16 protein-coding genes and 1 pseudogene are annotated in these 24,534 nt (G+C 60.0%); 12 read left to right on the plus strand and 5 right to left on the minus strand.

What is annotated here, in order from left to right; all coding sequences use genetic code 11:
• Positions 1–38: 38 nt before the first annotated feature.
• The 8 genes from WMO46_RS06015 (at position 39) to rpsU (ending at position 10,726) form a co-directional block, all read left to right on the plus strand.
• Complete coding sequence (locus tag WMO46_RS06015; protein WP_349094007.1) at positions 39–1,523, plus strand: PAS domain-containing sensor histidine kinase; 1,485 nt, start codon at positions 39–41, stop codon at positions 1,521–1,523.
• A gap of 112 nt (positions 1,524–1,635) precedes the next feature.
• The gene (gene ileS, locus WMO46_RS06020; protein WP_349094008.1) at positions 1,636–5,031 is read left to right on the plus strand and encodes an isoleucine--tRNA ligase; all 3,396 of its coding nucleotides are present in this window, start codon (positions 1,636–1,638) and stop codon (positions 5,029–5,031) included.
• A 79-nt stretch (positions 5,032–5,110) separates the two neighbouring features.
• Positions 5,111–5,491, plus strand: coding sequence for a TraR/DksA family transcriptional regulator (locus tag WMO46_RS06025; RefSeq protein WP_009598700.1), 381 nt, complete (start codon positions 5,111–5,113; stop codon positions 5,489–5,491).
• Between the two features lie 206 nt (positions 5,492–5,697).
• On the plus strand, positions 5,698–7,533 hold the full coding sequence (locus WMO46_RS06030) for a BamA/TamA family outer membrane protein (protein WP_196017901.1): 1,836 nt from the start codon (positions 5,698–5,700) through the stop codon (positions 7,531–7,533).
• Positions 7,534–7,756: 223 nt separating this feature from the next.
• Positions 7,757–8,578, plus strand: coding sequence for an ATPase (locus WMO46_RS06035; protein WP_349094009.1), 822 nt, complete (start codon positions 7,757–7,759; stop codon positions 8,576–8,578).
• A complete protein-coding gene (murQ, locus tag WMO46_RS06040; RefSeq protein ID WP_349094010.1) occupies positions 8,568–9,392 on the plus strand; it encodes an N-acetylmuramic acid 6-phosphate etherase in 825 nt (274 codons plus the stop codon). Before WMO46_RS06035 ends, murQ begins: the two co-directional genes overlap by 11 nt.
• Positions 9,385–10,440, plus strand: coding sequence for a helix-hairpin-helix domain-containing protein (locus tag WMO46_RS06045; protein ID WP_019149685.1), 1,056 nt, complete (start codon positions 9,385–9,387; stop codon positions 10,438–10,440). Before murQ ends, WMO46_RS06045 begins: the two co-directional genes overlap by 8 nt.
• 94 nt (positions 10,441–10,534) lie before the next feature.
• Entirely contained in the window at positions 10,535–10,726 is a 192-nt protein-coding gene (gene rpsU, locus WMO46_RS06050) for a 30S ribosomal protein S21 (RefSeq protein ID WP_019149684.1), read from the plus strand.
• Between the two features lie 215 nt (positions 10,727–10,941).
• Here the strand turns inward: rpsU and WMO46_RS06055 are convergent, their stop codons facing one another.
• Positions 10,942–13,119 (minus strand): glutamine synthetase III family protein, encoded by a 2,178-nt coding sequence (locus WMO46_RS06055; protein WP_227901045.1) that lies wholly within the window; start codon positions 13,117–13,119, stop codon positions 10,942–10,944.
• Positions 13,120–13,707: 588 nt separating this feature from the next.
• Between WMO46_RS06055 and WMO46_RS06060 the strand changes: the two genes are divergently transcribed.
• From WMO46_RS06060 to WMO46_RS15630, 4 genes and pseudogenes are all read left to right on the plus strand, one after another.
• The gene (locus tag WMO46_RS06060) at positions 13,708–15,555 is read left to right on the plus strand and encodes a methylmalonyl-CoA mutase family protein (protein ID WP_129650535.1); all 1,848 of its coding nucleotides are present in this window, start codon (positions 13,708–13,710) and stop codon (positions 15,553–15,555) included.
• 92 nt (positions 15,556–15,647) lie between these two features.
• Positions 15,648–17,786 (plus strand): methylmalonyl-CoA mutase, encoded by a 2,139-nt coding sequence (gene scpA / locus WMO46_RS06065; protein ID WP_026076323.1) that lies wholly within the window; start codon positions 15,648–15,650, stop codon positions 17,784–17,786.
• A gap of 124 nt (positions 17,787–17,910) precedes the next feature.
• Entirely contained in the window at positions 17,911–18,243 is a 333-nt protein-coding gene (locus tag WMO46_RS06070) for a hypothetical protein (RefSeq protein WP_302588239.1), read from the plus strand.
• Positions 18,244–18,373: 130 nt separating this feature from the next.
• Positions 18,374–18,932: pseudogene (locus WMO46_RS15630) on the plus strand (hypothetical protein).
• A gap of 73 nt (positions 18,933–19,005) precedes the next feature.
• Here WMO46_RS15630 and WMO46_RS06080 read toward each other — a convergent pair.
• The 4 genes from WMO46_RS06080 to lptC all read right to left on the minus strand — a co-directional run bounded on the left by WMO46_RS06080 (position 19,006) and on the right by lptC (position 24,522).
• On the minus strand, positions 19,006–20,148 hold the full coding sequence (locus WMO46_RS06080) for an iron-containing alcohol dehydrogenase (protein ID WP_129650536.1): 1,143 nt from the start codon (positions 20,146–20,148) through the stop codon (positions 19,006–19,008).
• Positions 20,149–20,310: 162 nt separating this feature from the next.
• Positions 20,311–22,344, minus strand: coding sequence for a peptidylprolyl isomerase (locus WMO46_RS06085; RefSeq protein ID WP_129650537.1), 2,034 nt, complete (start codon positions 22,342–22,344; stop codon positions 20,311–20,313).
• A gap of 191 nt (positions 22,345–22,535) precedes the next feature.
• A complete protein-coding gene (locus WMO46_RS06090; protein WP_026076322.1) occupies positions 22,536–23,798 on the minus strand; it encodes a hemolysin family protein in 1,263 nt (420 codons plus the stop codon).
• Between the two features lie 10 nt (positions 23,799–23,808).
• Positions 23,809–24,522, minus strand: coding sequence for an LPS export ABC transporter periplasmic protein LptC (gene lptC / locus WMO46_RS06095; RefSeq protein ID WP_349094011.1), 714 nt, complete (start codon positions 24,520–24,522; stop codon positions 23,809–23,811).
• Positions 24,523–24,534 lie beyond the last annotated feature (12 nt).

Raw genomic sequence — 24,534 nt, forward strand, 5'->3', positions numbered from 1 at the left:
AATATAAAAACGGCCGAATGGAAAAACAGTCCCTTTCCATGAACGCAAAAAATCCCGTATCCACTGAACTATTACAACAACTTCTCAACGCATCGGACATCGGATGGTGGCAGCTCGATTTCGGAAAACGCGAAATGACCTGCTCCCCGCTGGCAGCTGAACTCTTCGGCACGGATCGTACGCGCATCACGTTCGACGAAGTTTGCCTGCTTCCCAGAGAAGAACACCGCGCGCAGATCTACACCCGCTGCGCCGCACTCAAAGTCACCGACACGCTCGATGAGACATTCGTCACGACGAACGGCAACAAGTGTCTGCAAATCAAAGCCGTGAAAGTACGCACCGATCCGCGGACGAATACCTGCACGGCCTTCGGCAGCGTGCGCCGCGTCACGAGCGGCAACCCCGAGAGCGCGGAACTCGCCGCCATCAACCAGAACTACAAGGCGGCGCAGCGCAATTACAGCCATCTCGCGCAGCTGATCGAACATCTGCCGATCGGCTACCTGCGCATCAACATCCTGCGCGACAAAACCGACCGGGCCGTCGATTACCTGCTTTCGTACATCAACCAGCAGGCAGGCCGGATACTGGGCATCCGCACGCAGGACTTCACCGGAAAAACGGCCAGCGAAACGGGTGTGAATCCCCAAGAGAATATCCCGAAATTCATGCACATCCCCTCCGGAGACTCCCGGGAACACCTCTGGCAGGCTCCGGATTCGGGACGCTATTGCCGCAGCCTGATCTACAATACCCCGAACGACGACGACGAGCTGGTCATCCTGCTCGAAGACATCACCGAAGCCCGCCGCAGCGAGGAGCAGCTTCGGCGGGCCAAGGAGCGCGCCGAAGAGTCCAACCGCCTCAAATCGGCCTTCCTGGCCAACATGAGCCACGAGATACGCACGCCGCTGAACGCCATCGTCGGATTCTCGGAACTGCTCGCCAAAGAACCCAGGAGCAAGACCCGCAAGGAGTACAGCGACATCATCCGGCGCAACAACGAACTGCTGTTGCAGATCATCTCCGACGTGCTCGACCTCGCGCTCATCGAATCCGGACGGTCGGAGGTCGTCCGCACGACTTTCGACGCCCGGGAGTTCGTCCGCGAAACGGTCGAGGTGTTCCGGCCGCAGTGTCCCCCGGGCGTGGAGCTCCGCATGGAGGAGGAACTTCCGCCGCGCCCGATCCGGGCATACCGGCAGGGAGTCACCCGGATCATCGGCAACTACCTGCGCAACGCCCTGAAATTCACCAAGAAGGGGTCTATCACGGTGGGATTCTGCGAGATCCCCGGCTACGTCCGCTTCCACGTCCGGGACACGGGCATCGGCATCGCCCCCGAAGACCACGGGCGCATCTTCGAACGCTTCGTCAAACTCGACACCTTCACGCAGGGAACCGGACTCGGACTCTCGATCTGCAAATCGGTCGCCGAACAGCTGGGCGGCCGCGTCGGCGTCGATTCGGCCGTCGGACGGGGTTCGTGCTTCCGGCTCGACGTTCCCGTCCGGAAATAACGCCGGCGCGGTCCCGCTTCGCAACAATCGGGCTTGAAAAAGTCCGATTTATTAAATCTTTTTTATATCTTTGCTGCTTGTCAGAAAAACAGCGAAGAAATTTCTTACCGATATGAAGTTCAAGGAGTATAAAGGTCTCGATCTGGCCGGCGTAGCCGCCGAAGTGCTCGGCGAATGGGACGCCCGCGACACATTCCACAAAAGCATCGACACCCGCGAGGGACACCCCGCATTCGTATTCTACGAAGGCCCCCCCTCGGCAAACGGCATGCCGGGCATCCACCACGTCATGGCACGCACGATCAAGGACATCATCTGCCGCTACAAGACGCAGCAGGGCTATCTCGTGCACCGCAAGGCGGGATGGGACACCCACGGACTCCCCGTGGAGCTGGGCGTCGAGAAGAAACTCGGCATCACCAAGGAGGACATCGGCAAGAAGATCTCCATCGAGGAGTACAACCGCACGTGCCGCGAGGCGGTGATGGAGTTCACGGGCGTCTGGGAGAACCTCACGCGCAAGATGGGCTACTGGGTCAACATGGACGATCCGTACATCACCTACGACAACAAATACATCGAGACGCTGTGGTGGCTGCTGAAGCAGCTCTTCGACAAGGGCCTGCTCTACAAGGGCTACACCATCCAGCCCTACTCGCCGGCCGCCGGAACGGGCCTCTCGACCCACGAGCTGAACCAGCCGGGCTGCTACCGCGACGTGAAGGACACGACCTGCACGGCGCAGTTCCGGGTGATCCGCGACGCCAGGAGCGAGAAGCTCTTCGAAGGTGTCGAGGGCGACCTCTACTTCCTCGCCTGGACCACAACGCCGTGGACCCTGCCGTCGAACACCGCGCTGGCCGTGGGCCCCGCGATCGAATACGTGCAGGTCAAATGCCGCAATCCCTATACCGACCGGCCGCAGACGGTCATCCTGGCCAAGGAGCTGCTGGGTTCCTACTTCACCAAAAAGATGGAGGGTACCTACGAAATCATGGACAAGGTGTGGAAAGGCCCCGAACTGGAAGGCATCCGCTACGAGCAGCTGCTCCCGTGGGTGAAGCCGATGGGCGACGCATTCCGCGTGATCGTCGGCGACTACGTGACCACTTCGGACGGTACGGGCATCGTGCACATCGCCCCGACGTTCGGCGCCGACGACGACCGCGTGGCGAAAGCCGCAGGCATCGCGCCGCTCTTCATGGTTGACCGCGCCGGCAAGAACCAGCCGATGGTTGACAAGCAAGGCAAGTTCTTTCTCGTGGAGGACCTCGACCCGGAATTCGTGAAGACGAACATCGACGCCGAAAAATACGGGGAGTATGCGGGCCGCTACGTGAAGAACGCCTACGACGAACGGCTGAGCGACGCCGACACGACGCTCGACATCGACATCGCGGTGATGCTGAAAGCCGACAACAAGGCCTTCAAGATCGAGAAGCACACCCACTCCTACCCCCACTGCTGGCGCACGGACAAACCGGTGCTGTACTATCCGCTCGACTCGTGGTTCATCCGCACCACGGCGCTGCGCGACAAGATGATCGAACTGAACAAGACGATCCGCTGGAAACCCGAATCGACCGGCACGGGCCGCTTCGGCAAGTGGCTCGAAGGGCTGGTGGACTGGAACCTCTCGCGCTCACGCTTCTGGGGAACCCCGCTGCCGGTATGGGCCACGGAGGACTACTCGGAGGTGAAGTGCATCGGTTCGGTCGAGGAGCTGATGGCCGAGATCGAGAAGTCGATCGCCGCGGGCGTGATGAAGGAGAACCCCTACAAGAACTTCAAGGTCGGCGACATGTCGAAGGAGAACTATTCGACGGCGAACATCGACCTGCACCGCCCCTATGTGGATTCGATCGTGCTGGTTTCGTCGAAGGGCGAGCCGATGAAGCGCGAATCGGACCTGATCGACGTGTGGTTCGACTCGGGCGCCATGCCCTATGCGCAGGTGCACTATCCGTTCGAGAACAAGGAGGGCTTCGGCGAGGTCTACCCTGCCGACTTCATCGCCGAGGGCGTCGATCAGACGCGCGGCTGGTTCTTCACGCTGCACGCCATCGCCTCGATGCTGTTCGACTCGGTGGCGTTCAAGAACATCATTTCGAACGGACTGGTGCTCGACAAGAACGGCAACAAGATGTCCAAACGCCTGGGCAACGCCGTCGATCCGTTCGAGGTGCTCGACACCTACGGAGCCGACGCGACGCGCTGGTACATGATCTCCAACTCGCAGCCGTGGGACAACCTCAAATTCGACAGGGACGGCGTCGATGAAGTGCGCCGCAAGTTCTTCGGAACCCTCTACAACACCTATTCGTTCTTCGCCCTCTACGCCAACGTGGATTCGTTCACGGGCCGGGAGCCGGAGGTGCCGATGGAGAAGCGCCCCGAGATCGACCGCTGGATCATCTCGCTGCTGAATACGCTGGTCAAGAACGTGACCGAATCACTGGAAAACTACGACCCGACCCCGGCGGCCCGCGCCATCCAGGAGTTCGTGGGCGAGAACCTCTCGAACTGGTACGTGCGCCTCAACCGCAAGCGGTTCTGGGGCGGCGGCATGTCGGAGGACAAGCTGGCGGCCTATCAGACGTTATACACCTGTCTGGAAACCGTCTCGATGCTCGCGGCGCCCTTCGCGCCGTTCATCTCCGACCGCATCTTCACGGACCTCAACGCCGTGAGCGGCCGCCACACCGACGAGTCGGTGCACCTCTCGACCTTCCCGAAGGCCGACGAACGGCTGATCGACACGCGGCTGGAGGAGATGATGTCGCTGGCCCAGAAGGTCTCGTCGATGGTGCTGGCCCTGCGCCGCAAAGTCTCGATCAAGGTGCGCCAACCGCTGACCAAGATCCTGATTCCGGTGCTCGACCCGGCAACGGCGGAGCATATCTCGGCCGTGAAGAACCTCATCATGGGCGAAGTCAACGTCAAGGAGGTCGAATTGATCGAGAAGACGACCGGACTCATCACCAAGCGCATCAAACCCAACTTCAAGACCCTCGGGCCGCGCTACGGCAAGTACATGAAGCAGATCGCCGCGCTGGTGGCCGGATTCTCGCAGGAGCGCATCGCCGAAGTGGAGGCGGCGCCCGAGACGGTGCTCGACCTCGGCGGCGAGAAGATCGCCGTGACGCCGGCCGATTTCGAGATCACCTCGGAGGACATGCCCGGATGGCTGGTCGCCTCGGAGGGAAAACTCACCGTGGCGCTCGACATCACGGTCACCGAAGAGCTGAAAGCCGAAGGCGTGGCACGCGAGTTGATAAACCGCATCCAGAATATCCGCAAGGACTCCGGGTTCGAAGTCACGGACAAAATCCGCGTCGAAATCGAGTCGAAGCCCTGCGTGGCCGACGGCATCGCCCGCTTCGCCGACTACATCGCATCGCAGACCCTCGCCGTGGAGGTGAAAGCCGCGGCGGAGCCGGCCGGCGAGGCGGTCGTGGAGACCGATGTCGATGAAGAGCCCCTGCGCATCGCGGTAACGCGGATATAGCCCCGATATTCCTGTAAAATTTGGTAATATCGGAATTATTGCTTAATTTTACATGAAACCAAACAAGGAGGATACGACTATGGCAGACGAAAGAACACGGTACAGCGACGCGGAACTCGAAGAGTTCAAGCAGCTTATCCTGAAAAAGCTCGAAAACGCCCGTGCGGACTACGAGCTGCTGCGCGCCACGATCACCCATACGGCCGACAACGACACCGAGGATACGTCGCCGACGTTCAAGGTGCTGGAAGAGGGTGCCGCCACCCTCTCGAAAGAGGAAAGCGGCCGGCTGGCAGCCCATCAGATGAAGTTCATCCGCAACCTCGAAATGGCGCTCGTGCGCATCGAGAACAAGACCTACGGCATCTGCAAGACCACCGGCAAGCTCATCCCCAAGGAGCGCCTGATGAAGGTCCCCCACGCCACCGAATGTATCGAGGCCAAGGAAGGCCGCCGATAACCCGGGGGGGGGCAGGAGAGAGAGGAGGGCTGGGAAAAGCCCGGCGCCGAGTCCCCGTACGGTTCCGAAACACCCTGCCGAACGCCTCCGTCCGGCCGACGCAATAGAAAAAGGTTCACCTTCGGGTGGACCTTTTTTCGCATCCTGAGGGCCTCCGGATGCGATTTTCCATACTTAATACCGGAAAAAAACGTTATCTTTACCGAATGTATGCCCGGTTCTGCATATTGGTACTGACCCTGACTGCGGCGGCGACCGCCTCTTTCGCCCGCGTCGCAGGCCCCGGTGCGCATATGCCCGACCGTTTCACCCCCGACAGCGCCCGGGTGTCGAATCCCGACGCCTCGGCCCGCAACCAGCGTCTTTACGACAGCATCGAGTCGAAAACCAACCGCCGCGCCGTGCCGCGCATGCTCTACAAGATGCTTTTCGTGAAACCCGTCCTCGACACCACCATGAGCGGCCGCGTGACCGACGAAAGCCGCCTGCTGCAACCCTACTCCGGAAAAACCATCGGCGAAATCACCATCGACCGCCGGCAGGTCTTCGACCCCGGAGGCAACTGGCTCGAACGCACCGCCAACAAGACCCACCGCCTCACCCGCGAACGTGTCATCCGCCGCGACCTGCTCTTCGAACCGGGCGACACGCTCGATCCGGAACTGATAGTGCGCAACAAACAGCTGATCCGCTCACGCGGCTACATCGCCGACATCGACATCGCGGTGCTGCCCGACGCCTTCGACTCGACGCGCGTCAACCTGGCCATCACCACGCGCGACAGCTGGACCATCTCGGTTGACGGAGGATGGTATTCCGAAAGCCGGACGATGGTCGGGCTCTCCGACGCCAACATCCTCGGCTGGGGCAACAAGCTCAAACTCATGACCAACTTCAGCCGCAAGGACTTCTCCTACGGCGGCAACATGGTCGAATACGAAATCCCCAACGTACTGGGGAGCTTCTACACCGCGGAGTTCGCCGCCGGGCGCGACTTCTACAACTCGACGCTCGACATGGGGCTGCGCAAGGAGTTCATCAAGCCCACCGACTACGAGATCGGCCTCACGTACAGCGACATCAAATCCAAACGCTACATGGTCGAGCAGGACACCTCGCTGCTGGTCAAGGAGCGGAACCTCGACGCCTGGGGCGGCTACTCCCGCTACCTGCGGCGGATCGGTTCGAGCGTCTACCTCACGGGACGCTACAACTACCGCCGCGTCAGCCGGCGGCCCCTCGTGGGACCGCATTTCAACCCGGCGCTGCACGATCAGGACGCCCTGCTGGTCGGGGCGGGACTCTACCGCGAAAAATTCTACACGGCCAACATGATCTACGGATTCGGACGCCGCGAGTATCTGGCGACGGGCTACAAAGCCGAGCTGACGACGGGCTATTCGTGGGGCGAATTCAACGATGCCATGTACCTGGGAATGAGCTACGAGACCGGAGGCTTCCGCGGCGTGGGCTACATCATGGGCGGATTCACGCTGGGAAGCTACATCGACCTCAACGACGGCATGTGGCACCGCAGCGCCGTGGATGTCGATCTGCGGTGGTTCTCCAACCTGTTCCTCTTCCGGCGCAGCCGCATCCGCCAGTTCCTCGCCTTCAACTACACCCAAGGGTGGAACCGCGGCACGGGCAGCGACGAAAGCATCCGATTCACCCGCACCGACGGATTGCAGGCCCTCGAAGAGCATATCATCGGCACCAACCGCATGATCCTCAACACCGAAACGGTCGTTTTCACCCCCTATCAGCCGCTGGGATTCCGCATCGCCGTCTTCGGATTCGCCGACTTCGGGCTGATCGGCTATTCGCCCAACATCTTCAAAAACGACTTTTTCACCTCGCTCGGTCTGGGCGTGCGGCTGCGCAATGAACGGCTGGTATTCAACACGATCCAAATCCGGCTGGGCATCGCCTTCGGCAAAAACGGACTGGTCGAAAGCGAGTATTTCCGCCTCTCGAACTCCACGCGCATGGAGCAGTACCGCTATCGCCCGACACGTCCCGAGATCGTCGAATTCAAATAGGACGAAAAAGGGACGGAGTCCGAAACTCCGCCCCCGCTGAACTTTTTAATTTATCCGCTTACGGCACTTCCCCGAAGTGCTTTTACCTGCGGGCGCTGATCCCGGCCGCGCCGTCGCACCCCTTTTCGCCGCAGCGTCGCAAGAATCACGCCATTCCTGTTCTGCGGATAATTAGTCGGCGCGTTTTCTTCCGATTTTCCATATTAATACGTATATTTAACCCATGCTAATCATTGCCGACAGCGGATCGACCAAATGCACGTGGGTCGCGGACGACGGCGCGCGGACGACATCCGTACGCACGCGGGGAATCAACGCCGTGCAGCACTCCGCGGAACAAATCCGCGAAGCGCTCGCCGAACTGCCTCCGTACGGTGCGGTGACGGCCGTGCGGTTCTACGGCGCCGGAGGCGGCGCGAGTTTCCCCGAGGCGAGCGAAAAGCTGCGCCGGGAGCTGGCGGCGCATTTCGGAACGGAGGAGATCGTCGTCGAATCGGACCTGCTGGGTGCGGCGCGCGCCCTCTTCGGCCGCGGCGAAGGCATCGCCTGCATCCTCGGCACCGGCTCCAACTCGTGCTGGTGCCGCGGCGGCGAGATCCTGACAAACGTGCCCCCGCTGGGCTATGTGCTGGGCGACGAGGGCGGCGGCGTGCATCTGGGGCGCAATTTTCTGAACGGCATCTTCAAGGGGCACATTCCGCTGAAAGAGGAATTTTTGGCGGCGACCGGACTCAGCTACGAGGAGATCATCCGCCGCGTCTACCGTGAACCCTACGCCAACCGTTTCCTGGCGTCGTTCGCCCCCTTCATCCTCGCGCACACCGATTGTCCCGAGGTGCGCGAAATGGTCCGCCGCTCGTTCGGCGAATTCGCCTCCCGCAATCTGAGCCGCTATCCGCAGGGGCTTCCCGTTTCGTTCGTGGGCGGCATCGCGGCCCGCTTCGGGGAGCTGCTGCGCGAAACGCTGGAGGCGGAGGGCTACCGCATCGGAACCATCGTCGAATCCCCCGCCGAGGGGCTTTTGAAATACCATCATGGAAGATAGAATCACCGAACAGGCTTCGCACTACGACAATCTGCAACAGATGTCGGTGCACGACATACTAACGGGCATCAACCGCGAGGACGCCCGCGTGCACGAGGCCGTGCGGGCAACCATTCCCGTCATGGAACGGCTCGTCGAACGCATCGTCGAACGCATGCGGCGCGGCGGGCGGATGTTCTACATCGGCGCCGGGACGAGCGGCCGTCTGGGCGTCACCGACGCTTCGGAGCTGCCCCCGACCTACGGCGTGCCGCACGAGCTGGTGATCGGACTGATCGCCGGAGGCGACGGGGCCCTGCGCCGGGCCGTGGAACACGCCGAGGACGACACCAAGGGAGCCTGGCGCGACATGGCGCCCTACCGCCCCACGGCCAACGACACGCTGATCGGCATCGCGGCGTCGGGAACCACGCCCTATGTCGTCGGCGGACTGCGCACGGCACGCCGTCACGGACTGCTGACCGCCTCGATCACCTGCAACCCCGCGTCGCCCGTAGCGGCCGAAGCGGAGTATGCCCTCGAAGCCGTCGTGGGGCCCGAGTTCGTGACCGGATCGACGCGCATGAAGGCCGGAACGGCCCAGAAATTGATGCTCAACATGCTCTCCACGGCCGTGATGATCCGCCTGGGACGCGTCGAGGGCAACCGCATGGTCAACATGCAGCTCACCAACGACAAACTCGTGGCCCGCGGAACGCGCATGGTCGCCGAAGCGTCGGGACTCTCCGAAGCCGAAGCCCGGCAGTCGCTGCTGCGCTGGGGCTCGGTGAAACGGGCGCTGGAAGAGATCGAAAAACAGCGGAAAGATGGCTAAATTCTTTTCAGACCGCGAGATACGCGCCGTTGCGATATTCCTGCCGCTGGCCGGACTGCTCATCACGGCGCTGGTGCTGGTGCGCCCGTCGGCCGACCCCGAAGCGGCCCGGCGGGCCGAAGCCGCGATGGAGACACGCCGGGACAGCGTGGTGCTCAGACACTTCGACCCCAACACGGCGACGCTGGACGAACTGCTGGCGCTGGGGCTTTCGAAACACGAAGCCGTGAGCCTGCTGAAATACCGCGCCGCAGGCAAGGTATTCCGCATTCCCGAGGACCTGGCGCTCTGCTACGGCATCGGCGACTCGCTCTACCGCCGGCTGGCGCCGTGGGTCCGCATCGGCCGCAAATACGCCATCGCCCCGGAGGAGTACCGCACGGGGCGCATCCTCCCCGAACCGCTGGCGCCCCAGCCGTTCCGCATCGACACCGTGAGCGTCCGCTACCTGCGGGCCATCGGGGCCCTGTCGAAACGGCAGGCCGAGGCTTTCATCCGCTGGCGCGACCTGAGCGGCATCTACGACATGGAGGAACTGCGCGACTGCTACGTCGTGAGCGACTCGGTGGCCTCCGCGCTCGAACCCTACGTCATCTTCCCCGAGCGGAAGCCCCGTCCGATCGAGGAGCCCGTCGAGCTGAACACGGCCGATTCGGCCGCCCTGCGTTCGGTTTCGGGCATCGGCCCCAAGACCGTGGTGTCGATCCTCGTCTACCGCGAACGGCTCGGAGGATTCCTCCGCGCGGAGCAACTCGCAGAGGTTCCGGGAGTCACGGAACGCAATTATGAGAAAATTTTGAAACAAATTTACTGCGATAGTTGCAAAATTCGGAAAATTGATATTAACTTTGCAAGTCCGAAAGTGTTGGGGAGACATCCCTACATAGCACCGCGGACATTACGAAAATTACTGAAAGCAAGACAGTTGAAAGGAGGTTGGAGCACCGCTGAAGAATTAGTCGAAGAGAACATATTGACCCGCGAGGAGGCAGCACGGCTGGCTCCCTATCTGCGATTCGGGTCTGTCAGCGGACCTGCCGACGAGTAAACGGAGCATTTCCGGGGAGAGGGCATCGAGGATGCACGCCCCGCCAAAAAGGAGAGAGAACGAAATTAAAAAACAACAAAAAACTGAGAATATTATGATTATCATGCCGGTAAAAGAGGGCGAAAACATCGAGCGCGCCCTGAAAAAGTTCAAACGTAAATACGAGCGTACGGGCGTCCTGAAGGAGCTTCGCCGCCGCCAGTACTTCACCAAGCCTTCGATTGCGAAGCGCGAGGCGATGCAGCACGCCATCTACGTGGAACACATGTACCGCGACGAGGAATAGACCCTGCAAGGTCGAACGAAAACCGGGAACATCTTTCGAAGATGTTCCCGGTTTTGATTTGATGAAACCGGTTCATGCCTCCTCCGGACACAGGGGGGGGGCGTCAGCAACTGCCTGACACGGGGTATCGTAAAATAAGCCGGAGCAGGAAATACATCCGTATTACCCACTCCGGCTCGTTCGGAATGTACCGCAAAGCGGCTTATCACAGAGAATCAGCGGAGGAACAGCAGTTCGCGGTACTTCGGCAACGGCCAAATCTGGTCATCGACGATCTCCTCCAACTTGTCGATGTGGCGGCGGATCTCGTCGAAGCAGACGGCGACGGTGTCGTGGTAGGCGATCGCTTTCGCACGCGGCTCCTCGATCTTGTTGGCGACCTTGCGGGCGTCGATCATCTCGCCCGTGAGCCGCTGTATCTCGGCCGTATGGTTCTGGATCTTCTTGATGAGCCGGATGTCCGACGAAGCGTCCAGCCCCCCGATCTGCGACATCTTGTAAACCTTGTCGAGCAGCTGCGCTTCGTATTTCGATGCGATCGGCACGATGTGATTCATCGCCAGGTCGCCCAGCACGCGTCCCTCGATCTGGATCTTCTTGGTGTAGGTCTCCCACTTCACCTCGGTGCGGGCTTCGAGCTCGACCTTCGTAAAGACGCCCATATCGCTGAACAGCTTCACGCTCTCCTTGTCGATGTAACGGTCGAAGATCAGCGGCGTCGAAGTCTCGCAGTCCAGCCCGCGCCTCTTCGCCTCGGCCTTCCACTCTTCGGAATAACCGTTGCCGTCGAAGCGGATGGCCTTGCAAGCCTTGATCATCTGTTTGAGCACCTCGTAGATAGCCTTCTCCTTCTTGATTCCGCTCTCGATCTTGGCGTCCACGGCCTTCCGGAACTCCGTGAGCTCGCTGGCCATCGCCGTGTTGAGCGCGATCATCGCCTCGGCGCAGTTGTCCGACGAACCCACGGCGCGGAACTCGAAGCGGTTGCCCGTGAAGGCGAACGGCGAGGTGCGGTTGCGGTCGGTGTTGTCGAGCAGCAGCGTCGGGATGTGCGAGATGCCGCTCATCTTGAAGACGTTCTTGGCGTCGAAACGGATGGCGTCGTCGCCCTTCGAAGCGGCCAGTTTGTCCAGCACGGCCGACACCTGCGTACCGAGGAAGGTCGAGATGATGGCCGGGGGCGCCTCGTTGGCTCCCAGACGGTGAGCGTTCGTGGCGCTCATGATCGACGCTTTCAGCAGACCGTTGTGCTTGTACACGGCCGAAATGGCGTTGACCAGGAACGTGATGAACTGCAAGTTCTCCGAAGCGGTCTTGCCCGGACCCAGCAGGTTCACGCCCGTATCGGTGCCCAGCGACCAGTTGTTGTGCTTGCCCGAGCCGTTGATGCCCTTGAAAGGCTTCTCGTGGAGCAGCACCCGGAACTGATGGCGGCGGGCGATCTTGTCCATGACGGTCATCAGCAGCTGGTTGTGGTCGTTGGCCAGGTTGGCTTCTTCGTAGACCGGAGCCAGCTCGAACTGATTGGGCGCCACCTCGTTGTGGCGGGTCTTGACGGGAATGCCCAGTTTCAGACACTCGTATTCGAGGTCCTTCATGAAAGACATCACCCGGCTCGGAATGGCCCCGAAATAGTGGTCCTCCAGCTGCTGATTCTTGGCCGACTCGTGTCCCATGAGCGTACGGCCCGTGAGCATCAGGTCGGGACGCACGGCCCAAAGGCTCTCATCGACAAGGAAATACTCCTGCTCCCAGCCCAGGTAGCAGAAGACCTTCTGGACGTTCTTGTCGAAATAGCGGCACACCTCCGTGGCGGCCTTGTCCACGGCCGTCAGCGAGCGCAGCAGGGGCACCTTGTAATCGAGGGCCTCGCCCGTGTAGGCGATGAAGACGGTCGGGATGCAGAGCGTCGTATCGACGATGAAGGCCGGCGACGCGGGGTCCCAGGCCGAGTAACCGCGCGCCTCGAAGGTGTTGCGGATACCGCCGTTGGGGAACGACGAGGCGTCGGGCTCCTGCTGCACGAGCAGCTTGCCGGAGAACTCCTCCAAAACGCCCCCGAATCCGTCGGGTTCGGCAAAGGCGTCGTGCTTCTCGGCCGTGCCGCCCGTCAGGGGTTGGAACCAGTGGGTGTAGTGGTCGGCACCGTGCTCCAGCGCCCATTGGCGCATGCCCGCGGCAATGCTGTCGGCAACTTCGCGCGTGAGCGGCGTACGGTTGTCCATCGTGTCGAGCAGCGCCGCGTAAGTCTTCTTGTCGAGATACTTACGCATGGCGGCGCGTCCGAATACCTTCTCTCCGAAATAGTCCGAAGGACGACCTTCGGGAGCCTTGACCTCCACGGCGTTGTGATTTATCGCCGCATCGACCATCTTGAACCTGAGTAATGACATAGTTTAGAGGAATTTGTGGGGTTCGAAAAAAACCGCGCGGGGAAGTTTCCAAAAAATTGCAAACTAAAACCTAACCTAAAAATTCAAGCGGATGGCTGCCTCCCGGCAGGGGCCGCCGACCTAACTAACCCTGGGATCGCTTCCCCGCGTCGGCATGTTTTCTGTTCTGGTTGCAAATGTATGAATTTTATCGTTACGTTGTTTTTACAAAATCACTATTTTTTCGAAAAGCAGTCGATTTTTTCAGCATTTTCCCGAAAAGCAGGGTCATTTTTTCGAGAACACCCCGATTTTTTCAGCGTTTTTCCGAAAAATAGCCCCATTTTTTCACCGAATGCCGAAAAATCGCAAATTTCGATTTTCCCGAATTTTAAGGGTATTTCAGCCTAATTTTCAACCATAATTCCACAACCGACGGATTCCCGGCACCGGAGCGCCGAAAACGCCGCCGCCGGCAAAATCCACAAAATCCCCGGAATACTGTTATTTTTCTAACAATTTCTTGTTACAATTCGGTAATTAATTTGTACCTTTATGCGCTATTTCGAAACAAAAAGAAACATCACTCATACTAATCTCTAAATAATCATGGCAATTACCAAACGTGAAAAGCTGTTCACCGAATTCCCGCCGGTCCCGACCGAGAAGTGGGAGGAGGTCATAACAGCCGACCTGAAAGGTGCCGACTACGAGCGCAAACTGGTGTGGCGCACGGGCGAAGGCTTCAATGTCCGCCCCTACTACCGCGCCGAGAACCTCGAAGGCATTCAGTTCCTGGGCTCGCAGGCAGGCGAGTTCCCGTTCGTGAGAGGTACGCGCACCCACAACCGCTGGCACGTACATCAGACCGTAGCGGTCGAGTGCCCGAAGGAGGCCAACGCCGAGGCGTTGAAACTCCTCAACTCGGGCGTCGATTCGCTGGGCTTCTCGATCGCCAAGGAGGGCTTCACGGCCGCCGACCTCGACGAACTGCTCCGCGAAATCTCGATCCCGGCCGTCGAACTGACCTTCTGCGGCGTGCAGACGGGCAACGTCGCCGGACTGGTGCTCGACAAACTCGAAAAAGAGGGCCTCATGGCCGATGCGCACGTTGCGTTCTGCATCGACCCGCTGGTGAAGGGCCTCTCGCAGAAGGGCGACTTCTGCTCGCCCGACGGCGAAAAGTGCTTTGCGAAGATCGTGTCGCTGATCGAACGGACCCGCGAGTACAAACACATCCGCATCGTGACCGTCTCGGCCGGCATCTTCTCGAACGCCGGATCGACCATCGTCGAGGAGCTGGCATTCGCCCTCTCGGCCGGTAACGACTACCTCGCGCGCCTGACCGACGCCGGCGTCGATGCCGACACGGCAGCCCGCAAACTGCGCTTCTCGTTCTCGGTGACCTCCAACTACTTCATGGAGATCGCCAAGTTCCGCGCCGCGCGCATGCTCTGGGCCAACATCGTCAAGGGCTACGCCCCCGCGAAAAACTGCGCCTGCAAGATGATGATCCACGCCCGCACCGCGGACTGGAACCAGACCGTATACGACCCCTATGTGAACATGCTCCGCGGCACGACCGAGGCCATGTCGGCCACGATCGCCGGCGTGCACTCGTTGGAAGTGACGCCGTTCGACGCCGCATTCGAAAACCCCACGGAGTTCTCGAAGCGCATCGCCCGCAACGTCGAGCTGCTGCTCAAGAACGAGTCGCACTTCGACCAGGTGGTAGACCCCGCCGGCGGTTCGTACTACGTCGAAAACCTCACGCAGTCGATCGCCGCCGAGGCGTGGAAGCTCTTCCTCGAAATCGAGGAGAAAGGCGGCTACACCGCGGCTTACAAGGCCGGCTTCGTCAAGGAGCGCATCGCCGCGTCGGCCGCCGCCAAGGACAAAGCCATTGCGACGCGCCGCCAAACGCTGCTCGGCGCCAACCAATATCCCAACTTCACGGAAGTCGCCGACAAGGCGATCACCGCCGAGGCCGTGACGCGCAAGCAGGCCGAGGGCAACACGCTGGCACCCTACCGCGGCGCCATGGCCTTCGAAGAGATGCGTTTGCACGTGGATCGCTCGGGCAAGCAGCCCAAAGCGTTCATGCTCACCTGCGGAAGCCTGGCAATGGCCCGCGCCCGCGCCCAGTTCTCGTGCAACTTCTTCGGCTGCGCCGGCATCCGCGTGCAGGACAACACCTTCTTCAAGTCGATCGAGGAGGGTGCGAAAGCCGCCCTCGAATCGAAAGCCGAGATCGTGGTGGTATGCGCCGCCGACGACGACTACGCCGAGGCCGCTCCGAAGGTCAAGGAGCTGCTCGGAGGCAAGGCGATCCTCGTGGTCGCCGGAGCTCCCGCCTGCATGCCCGAACTGGAGGCACAGGGCATCACGAACTTCATCAACGTGAAATCGAATGTCCTGGAAACCCTGAAGTTTTACCTTAAAGAGATGGGAATCTAAGCACTGAGTGCTTTTTATGGGCATGAGCGTTATCCGATAGGGGAACTTTCCGAAGTGAGCTAATGCCCTAACAATCTTATCGCACTACAATTATGAGACCGAATTTTTCTGAATTGAAATACGAAGCGGGCGCACAGAAAAGCTGCTGCGCCTCGAAGGGCTGCGGCCAGGTAGAACCGTGGCTGACGGCCGAGGGAATTCCCGTCAAGGGCTCCTATACGGCCGAGGATCTCGAAGGCATGGAGCACCTGAACTATGCGGCGGGTATCGCCCCGTTCCTGCGCGGCCCCTATTCGACGATGTACGTGATGCGTCCGTGGACCATCCGCCAGTATGCCGGCTTCTCGACCGCCGAGGAGTCCAACGCCTTTTACCGCCGCAACCTCGCGGCCGGACAGAAGGGTCTGTCGGTGGCCTTCGACCTCGCCACACACCGCGGCTACGACGCCGACCACCCGCGCGTGGTGGGCGACGTGGGCAAGGCCGGCGTGTCGATCTGCTCGGTGGAGGACATGAAGGTCCTCTTCAACGGCATTCCCCTCGACAAGATGTCGGTGTCGATGACCATGAACGGAGCCGTGCTGCCCGTGCTGGCCTTCTACATCGTAGCCGGTCTGGAGCAGGGCTGCACGCTCGACCAGCTGGCAGGTACGATCCAGAACGACATCCTCAAGGAGTTCATGGTGCGCAACACCTATATCTATCCCCCCGAGTTCTCGATGCGCATCATCGCCGACATCTTCGAGTACACCTCGAAGAACATGCCCAAATTCAACTCGATCTCGATTTCGGGTTACCACATGCAGGAGGCGGGCGCCACGGCCGACATCGAGCTGGCCTACACGCTGGCCGACGGTCTGGAGTACCTGCGTGCGGGTATCAACGCCGGCATGTCGGTGGATGCTTTCGCGCCGCGTCTGTCGTTCTTCTGGGCGATCGGCATGAACCACTTCATGGAGATCGCCAAGATGCGCGCCGCGCGTATGCTGTGGGCCAAGATCGTGAAGCAGTTCGACCCCAAGAACCCCAAATCGCTGGCCCTGCGCACCCACTCGCAGACCTCGGGATGGTCGCTCACCGAGCAGGACCCGTTCAACAACGTGGCCCGCACGGCCATCGAGGCCATGGGCGCCGCCCTGGGACACACCCAGTCGCTGCACACCAACGCGCTGGACGAGGCTATCGCCCTGCCGACGGACTTCTCGGCGCGTATTGCGCGTAACACGCAGATCTACATTCAGGAGGAGACCAACGTCTGCCGCGAGGTCGATCCGTGGGCAGGCTCCTACTACGTGGAGACGCTGACCAACGAGATCGCACACAAAGCCTGGGAGCGTATTCAGGAGGTCGAGAAGCTGGGCGGTATGGCCAAGGCCATCGAGACCGGCATTCCGAAGATGCGTATCGAGGAGGCCGCGGCCCGCAAGCAGGCCCGCATCGACTCCGGCGAGGAGAAGATCATCGGCGTGAACGAATACCGTCTGGAAAAGGAGGCCCCGATCGACATCCTCGCCGTGGACAACACGGCCGTGCGCGAGAGCCAGATCAAGCGTCTGAAGGAGCTGCGCGCCAACCGCGACGAAGCAGCCGTGCAGAAAGCGCTGGCCGCCATCACCGAGTGCGTGAAGACCAAGCAGGGCAACCTGCTGGAGCTGGCCGTCGAGGCCGCCAAGGTCCGCGCATCGCTGGGTGAGATCTCCGACGCCTGCGAGGTCGTCGTAGGCCGCTACAAAGCAGTTATCCGTTCCATTTCAGGTGTATACTCTTCAGAAGTGAAAAACGACAAATCCTTCGAGCGCGCCAAGGAGCTGTGCGCCGAATTCGCCAAGAAAGAGGGCCGTCAGCCGCGGGTCATGATCGCCAAGCTGGGTCAGGACGGACACGACCGCGGTGCCAAGGTGGTCGCCACGGGTTACGCCGACATCGGCTTCGACGTTGATATGGGCCCGCTGTTCCAGACCCCCGAGGAGGCCGCCAAGCAGGCCGTCGAGAACGACGTGCACGTGGTCGGCGTATCGTCGCTGGCCGCCGGTCACCTGACGCTCGTGCCGCAGATCATCGCCGAGCTGAAAAAGCTCGGCCGCGAGGACATCATCGTCATCGTGGGCGGCGTGATTCCCCATCAGGACTACGACGAGTTGTACCGCGACGGCGCCGCCGCCATCTTCGGCCCCGGCACGCCGATCGCCACGGCAGCCATCAAGATCCTCGAAATCCTGCTCGCCGACTAATTTCCGGCGACAAATCGGAAAAGCCTCTGCAAATGCAGAGGCTTTTTTATTCCAAAAAGGCTCCGATCGGCGAAAAAATCCGTATATTTGGCAAAACCTCACCCCTCTCTTAAAAATCATTCGCATGAAAACATTTTTGAAGATCGCTTTATGCCTGCTGCTGGCCGCAGGATTTGCCGCCTGCGATAAAGATGAAACACCCGTTATCGGTCGACTGGAAGTCGAATATAAAGGGGCGAAAGCAAATTTGGTCAGCATTGATACAGAAGCCGGAAATGAAATCTATTCACAACTCAATCCCAGAAGTAAGTTTTCGATCGATCTGAATCCCGGCAACTACGCCATTTTTTCAGGGGGATTCAATAATAGCCGTAGCAAATATTTTCAGATTCAGGCCGGACGCATGACACACGTTACCTATGACAATTCCGGAGATCCAGCTATAAAATACGAATAACTTCATCCTCAAGGTCTCCTGGCCGGATAGCCGGGAGACTTTTTTTGCGTATTTAGTCCGAAAAATTGTCGAAAAAGTTGTCATAAAAACAGGCAATTTTTATATTTGCAAGACTAAACGCCTTTTTTATATGAAAAAACTTTTCTGCACGGCCCTTTTCGGGCTCTTCGTCGGCGGCGCTTTCGCGCAAACGCCTCAAATCCCCGAACCCGATTTCATCGGAGAGGTCGTCACCGTCCTGCCCGACGGCAAAACGTCCAAACTCGAAAAGGAGACCGTCCTGCTGCGTACGCGTGCAAACGCCAGCGCCCAAATCTTCGGCATCGGCAAGGCCAAGACGAAACTCATCATCGACACACCCGAAGCCGCCGTCCGCCTAAGGCGATGATGACATCCGCTTTATCGTCAAGGCCGTAGACAATGCCACCGACCCGATCTCAATCATCAACATTTTTCGGTTCGAAACCAACAAAAAGAAACGCCTTGCCGAACTCGCCTCGGTCAGCACTTTCGGCAGTGTAAAGTCCAACAAACTGGAACGTCTCCGCTTTTCGGCTGAGAAATACGGCGAGAAATCCTATCTGCTGACACTGATAGACAAACCCGCCGGGGAATACGGCATCACAGTCAGCAACCCGAACAGTCTCGACGAAAAAGGGACTATCGTCTCGACCTTCGCCATCGAATAAACATTCCGTCCCGCATAAGAAAATCCCCACGGCCTCATCGACCGCGGGGATTTTTCAGACAAAGCCGATCCCGTCAGAGGCAGGCTTCGAGAATCCGCCGGGCCATGACGCCATCGACATTCCCCTCCTCGCCGTATTTCCAGCCCCCGGCGTTGAAGCGCCGTTCGATCTCGGCAACGGTCTCCTCGCCGATGCCCTCCTCCGAAAGCCGCGTCGAAAGCCCCAGCGAACGGAAAAACGCCTCGTTGGCCGCGATCGTACGGTCGATGCGCTCCTCCTCCGTGCCCCCGGCGATGCCCCAGATACGCTCGCCGTATTGCAGCAGCTTGCCGCGCTTCTGCTCCCGCAGGACGCGCAGCGTACCGTTAATGACGATAGCCAGCGTCGCACCGTGCGTCAGCCCGTGCAATGCCGTGATTTCGTGACCGATCATGTGCGTCGCCCAGTCCTCCCGGACGCCCATGCGGATCATGTCGTTCAGCGCCAGCGTCGCCGAAAGCATATATTCCGACATCACGTCGTAATCGGGATTGTCGGAGAGCGCCTCGGGCGCGATCTCGCTCACCGTATGCAGGATGCCCTCGGCCCAGCGGTCCATCAGGCGCGACTGCCCGGGCGCGGTGAGGTACTGCTCCAGCACATGCACGAAGGTATCCGCAAGCCCGCAGGCGATCTGCCGCTTCGGAAGCGAATAGAGCACCCCGGGATCGAGGATCGAGAAGAGCGGGTAATCGCCCGAAAAGGGATATTTCTCCTTGGTTTCATAACGCGAGATCACAGCTCCGGAGTTCATCTCGGAGCCCGTCGCCGAAATGGTCAGCACCGTCGCCAGAGGCACGCTCTTTTCGGCACGTCCCCGAAGCACGATCTCCCAGGCGTCGCCGTCGTAGAGCAGTCCCGCAGCGATGAGTTTCGTGCCGTCGATCACCGAACCGCCGCCCACGGCCAGCAGGAAATCGACCTTCCGCTCCTTGCCCAGCGCGATGGCCTTGCGCAGGGTCTCGACCGAGGGATTCGCCTCGATGCCCCAGAACTCGATGAAATCGCGTCCTTCGAGCGCCCGGACCACCTGGTCGTAGACGCCGTTGCGTTTGACGCTGCCGCCGCCGAAAGTGACCATGATCCGCTTGTCGGCGGGAATGAGTTTCGGCAGGCGGGCGATCTGCCCCTTGCCGAAAACCAGCTCGGTAGGATTGTGATAGATGAAATTGTTCATGGCGAATATCTGTTTTATTCCATACAAAGATAATCAATAACCGGTTTCGGTTTCAGAAAAACAGGTTTTGTTCCAACGAAGTTCGCCCCGGATGGGATATACCGGCGTATTCCCATTCGGGGCGAACAAGGGGCAGAGCGAAAGCCCTGTAAAATCGGAAATTTAGAAATAACGGCCGCGCAGGTCCTGAATCTTGGCCATCTGCTGAATGGCCGGGATCGAGAACTGCTGGGCCATACCCTCGGCCATAGCCTGCGCACGGACCTTTTCGCCCTCGGAATTCTGCTTGTCGGCGGTCTGAACGTCCTCCACTTCGAAGACATAGACGCCCGACATGCCCTTCACGGGAGCGGAGAGCGCACCCTTCTCAGCCGATGCGATGGCACCGACCAGACGGGGTTCGACACCCACGCCGTTCACATAGAACGACCCGAAAGTCACATCGGAGAACTCCTCCACCTCCGAACCGAGGCTGGCGGCCTGCTCGGCAAGCGTTGCGCCCGAAAGTTCCTTGACGATATAGTCGTATTTCTTGTCGCGGAGCACCTGCGAGCGAACCTGCGCCGAAACCTTCTCCAGCGAAGCGTACTCGTTGTCGTCGATCTCGGTCACCATCGCAATCACATAGTCCTTGCCCACGTTGAAGATGTCCGAAACGTCGCCCTTCTCCGCACCGTAAGCCCAGCGGGCCACCTCGCGCGAATCGTCCAGACCGCGGACTGTGCGGTCCCCCTGCGCGATACCAGCCACACGAGGCGTCACGGCAGCAGCCGAAGCGGCGTCGGCAAAGGCGCCCGTCGAACCGCCCTTGGCAGCCACCATGAAGGAGCCGGCCTGGTTGTGCACATCGCGGCGCGTAGCGGCCGAAGCCTCCACGGGATAGGTGATCGAGGCGATCTGAATGTGCTTCGAGGGTTTGTCGGCACGGTACACCTGCATGAGCTGGATGGCGTCGCCTGCGGAGATCTTCACGATGTCGCCCTTCTTGGCGTCGGCAAGCGCTGCGGCGAACTCACCCGAGAAGGCCGAGAAAGGCATCACGCCCACCTCGCCGCCATTGGCAGCCGTAGCGTCGTAAACCGAGTAGTTGCGGGCGGTCTGTGCGAAATCGGCGCCGTTGCGCAGCGTCGTCAGCAGGCTGTCGGCCAGCGCCTCCTGCGTATAGGGCAGCACGATGTGACGAATGCCCACCGAGTCGGGAGCCATCTTCGAATCGAGCACACGGGCCATCGTCCACTCGTTGTTTTTCAGCACGGGACCGTACATCTCGCCGGCCATCAGCGCCTTGGCCTCCTCGTCGGGAAGCTGTGCGGCCGAAACGAAGCTGTCGGCGATCTTGCCGTTGCGGTTGCCGCGCACGAAGCTCTTCACCTCGCCGGCGGCAGCGAACTCGCGGCCCACCTCGGCGACGCTCTTTTCGAGCGCCAGCAGGTCGTCGTCCGTGGGAGCCACCTCGAACACGACATAGGAGATCGTGCGCGACGGGCTCTGCTTGAACATATCCTTGTGGCTGTTGTAATAGGCTTTCAGGTCGCTCGACGACACTTTGAAGAGCGAATCGGGAACGGCCGAATATTTCTTGCCGGCCCATTTGCCTGCGAAGGTGTTGTTGGCGGCCTTGACACCCTCGGCGACCTCCAGCGAGTTGACGTAGACGCCGCCCTTCACCAGACCGAGGTATTTCTGCACTTCACGTTCCAGACGGGCCTGTTCGTTGATCTGCGCCCAGGCGTCTGCGGCCTGGGGATTGGTCTCGGCATGCGCGAGGAACTGGCTGACGGCCGCCACGTCGTAGTGACCCGTGCGGGGATCGGCGAAAGCATTGTAGAAAGCCTGCGAGGGCGTCTGTCCGCTGACCATCGCCAGACGCTCGGGCTCCGTGACGCGGAGACCCATCCGGTCGAAACCGGGCGTCATCACGTACTTGGCGATCAGCGTCTGCCAGACGGCGTTGGCCAGCATGGCCGACTGCTGCTCGTCGTTCTCCTGCACGTTGTTCTGCTGCTTGATCTGCTCGTACTGGTCGTAGTATTCCGAATAGTTGATCTTCTTGCCGTCGATCACGCCGACACGGGGATCGTTGCCCGAAAAGCCCATTTCGGTCTTCAGAGAGAGGATGAATGCCAAGAGGGCCAGTGCGATAATGATCGAAAGCACGATGCCGAACTTGGTTCGTAAAGTGTTTAGACTTGCCATATAAATTGTTAATTATTCGTTTGTTTCGAATTATCAGCCAAAGGTAGTAAAATTATTGTAAAAATAACAGAATAATAATAAAAAATACTCACGGCGTGCCACCGTGTTTACACATCTGACCCACCCCCAAATCCCCGCCCCGGCAGGGACTTTCAGCGTGGAACCCGGAATGCCCCGAGGTCTGGCTGCCGCTATAATTTTTTCACCCGCGCCAGTTCGATGCGCGAGCGCGTCGTGCGGAGAATCCGGAGTTGCAGGCCGTCGATGAAAATCGTCTCCCCGGCGGTGGGGATGCCTTCGTAGTTGAAGATGATCAGCCCGGCCAGCGTGTCGTACTCCTTGCTCTCCTCGATTCCCAGGTTGTATTTCTCGTTGAGATACTTCACCTCCAGACGGCACGAAAGCACATACTCGTCGGGCCCGACCTGTTTTTCCGTAAGGTCCGGAATGTCGTGTTCGTCCTCGATCTCGCCGAATATCTGCTCCAGCACGTCCTCCAGCGAGATGACGCCCGCCGTACCGCCGAACTCGTCGATCACGACGGCGATGTTCGAGCGGTGCTTGATGAAATTTTCGAGCATCGATTGCAGAGGCATGGTCTCGGGCACGAAGTTGACCTCCATCATCACGTCGGCGATCTGCGCCGGGCGCGTGAAAAGGCTCTTCGAATTGACATAACCGATGATGTTGTCAACCGACTTGCGCCAGACGAAGATGCGCGAATATTTCGAATCGACGAACCGTGCCGTCAACTGTTCGATCGTGGTGTCGTCAACGTCCACCGACTCGATGTCCACGCGCGGGACCATGCAGTCCCTCACCCGCAGGTCGGCGAAATCCAGCGCGTTCTGGAACAGTTTCAGTTCGTTGTCGGGCTCGGAGTGCGGCTCCGAATTGTTCGTGTCGAGCAGCGCCGCAAGGTCCTCGCGGTCGAAACTCGGCGTGATGTCCTTCTCCTCGACGCGGCGCCCCATCAGGCGCAGGATGCCGTGCGAAAGCAGCGTCGTAAAACGCGCGACCGGGTAAAGCAGGATGTAGAAAAAGTAGATCACCGGCGCCAGCGCCCGGTAATAGAAGTTGGGGTTGTTGCGGAAGACCGATTTGGGCAGGAACTCGGCGCAGAAGATGATGATGACGGTCGATATGGCGGTATCCGCCACCACCGAACCGCTCTGCGCGAGCCGGTCCCAGCCCAGGGCGCCGTAAAGGGTGCGCAGAAGCAGCGACATTGCGAGCGAATAGACGACCAGCGCGATGTTGTTGCCCACGAGGATCGTGGTGATGTACTGTCCCGGGTGGCGGGCGAAAACCGCGGCGATCCGGTCGAACAGGCGGCTCTGCTTGCGGTCGATCTCCAGCTTGAGGCGGTTCTTGCTCGTAAAGGCAATCTCCATCCCCGAGAAAAAGGCCGACAGCAGGAGCATCACGACGATCAGGATGACAGTGGATAGCATCGTTTCTGATTTAGGGTTTTCCGGACCGCCCGTTCTCCGGGAGCGGTTCCTTGCGAGGTTTCGGCAGGGAGTCCGCGGGCAGGGGTTCATGCCGTTCCCGCTCCCCCGCCGGCCGCGCGGCCGCGGAATCCGTCGCCGCGGAATCGGCGCGCTGCTTCATTTCGACCTCCATGCGGCCCTTCATCCGGCGGAAACGCCAGTCCTTGAACTCCTCGTCCGACTCGAAGCCTTCGCCGATAAAGACATCGCGGCCGTTGTTCTGCACGATCTTCGAATCGACGTTCGAATAAATCTTCTTGGTCCGCGAGTTCCAGAACAGCTGCTGGGTATAAAGGGTCTTGCCGTCGGATTTCTCGACCACGACATTTCCCTTGGCCTCCCACAGTTCGCGGTTGACGTAATAAATGGCGTAATTGGCCGTCAGCACGGCATCGACCTCCGACAGCGAATCGTTCTGGTAGGTGGTGATCTTCACCCCCTTGCGGAATTCACGATAGGGTTCGCGGGCCTGCGAATAGCCTTCGAGCAGCGGCGTGACGAAATGGTACGAACGCCGTCCGTTCTGCGACATGACCACCGAGAGATTCTCGCTGTATTCGGTCATCATCGTCTCCCCGGAACCCGAAGCGCCCTCGCCCTGCCGCTCCCCGCACGAGAATAGCAAGATAGCACTCCCCGCTGCGGAGAGTGCTACCCTGAGATATCTTGCAGTGCGTTTTCCCATCGGAAACCCGTC

The sequence above is a fragment of the Alistipes intestinihominis genome (assembly GCF_040095975.1).
Lineage (GTDB): Bacteria > Bacteroidota > Bacteroidia > Bacteroidales > Rikenellaceae > Alistipes > Alistipes senegalensis.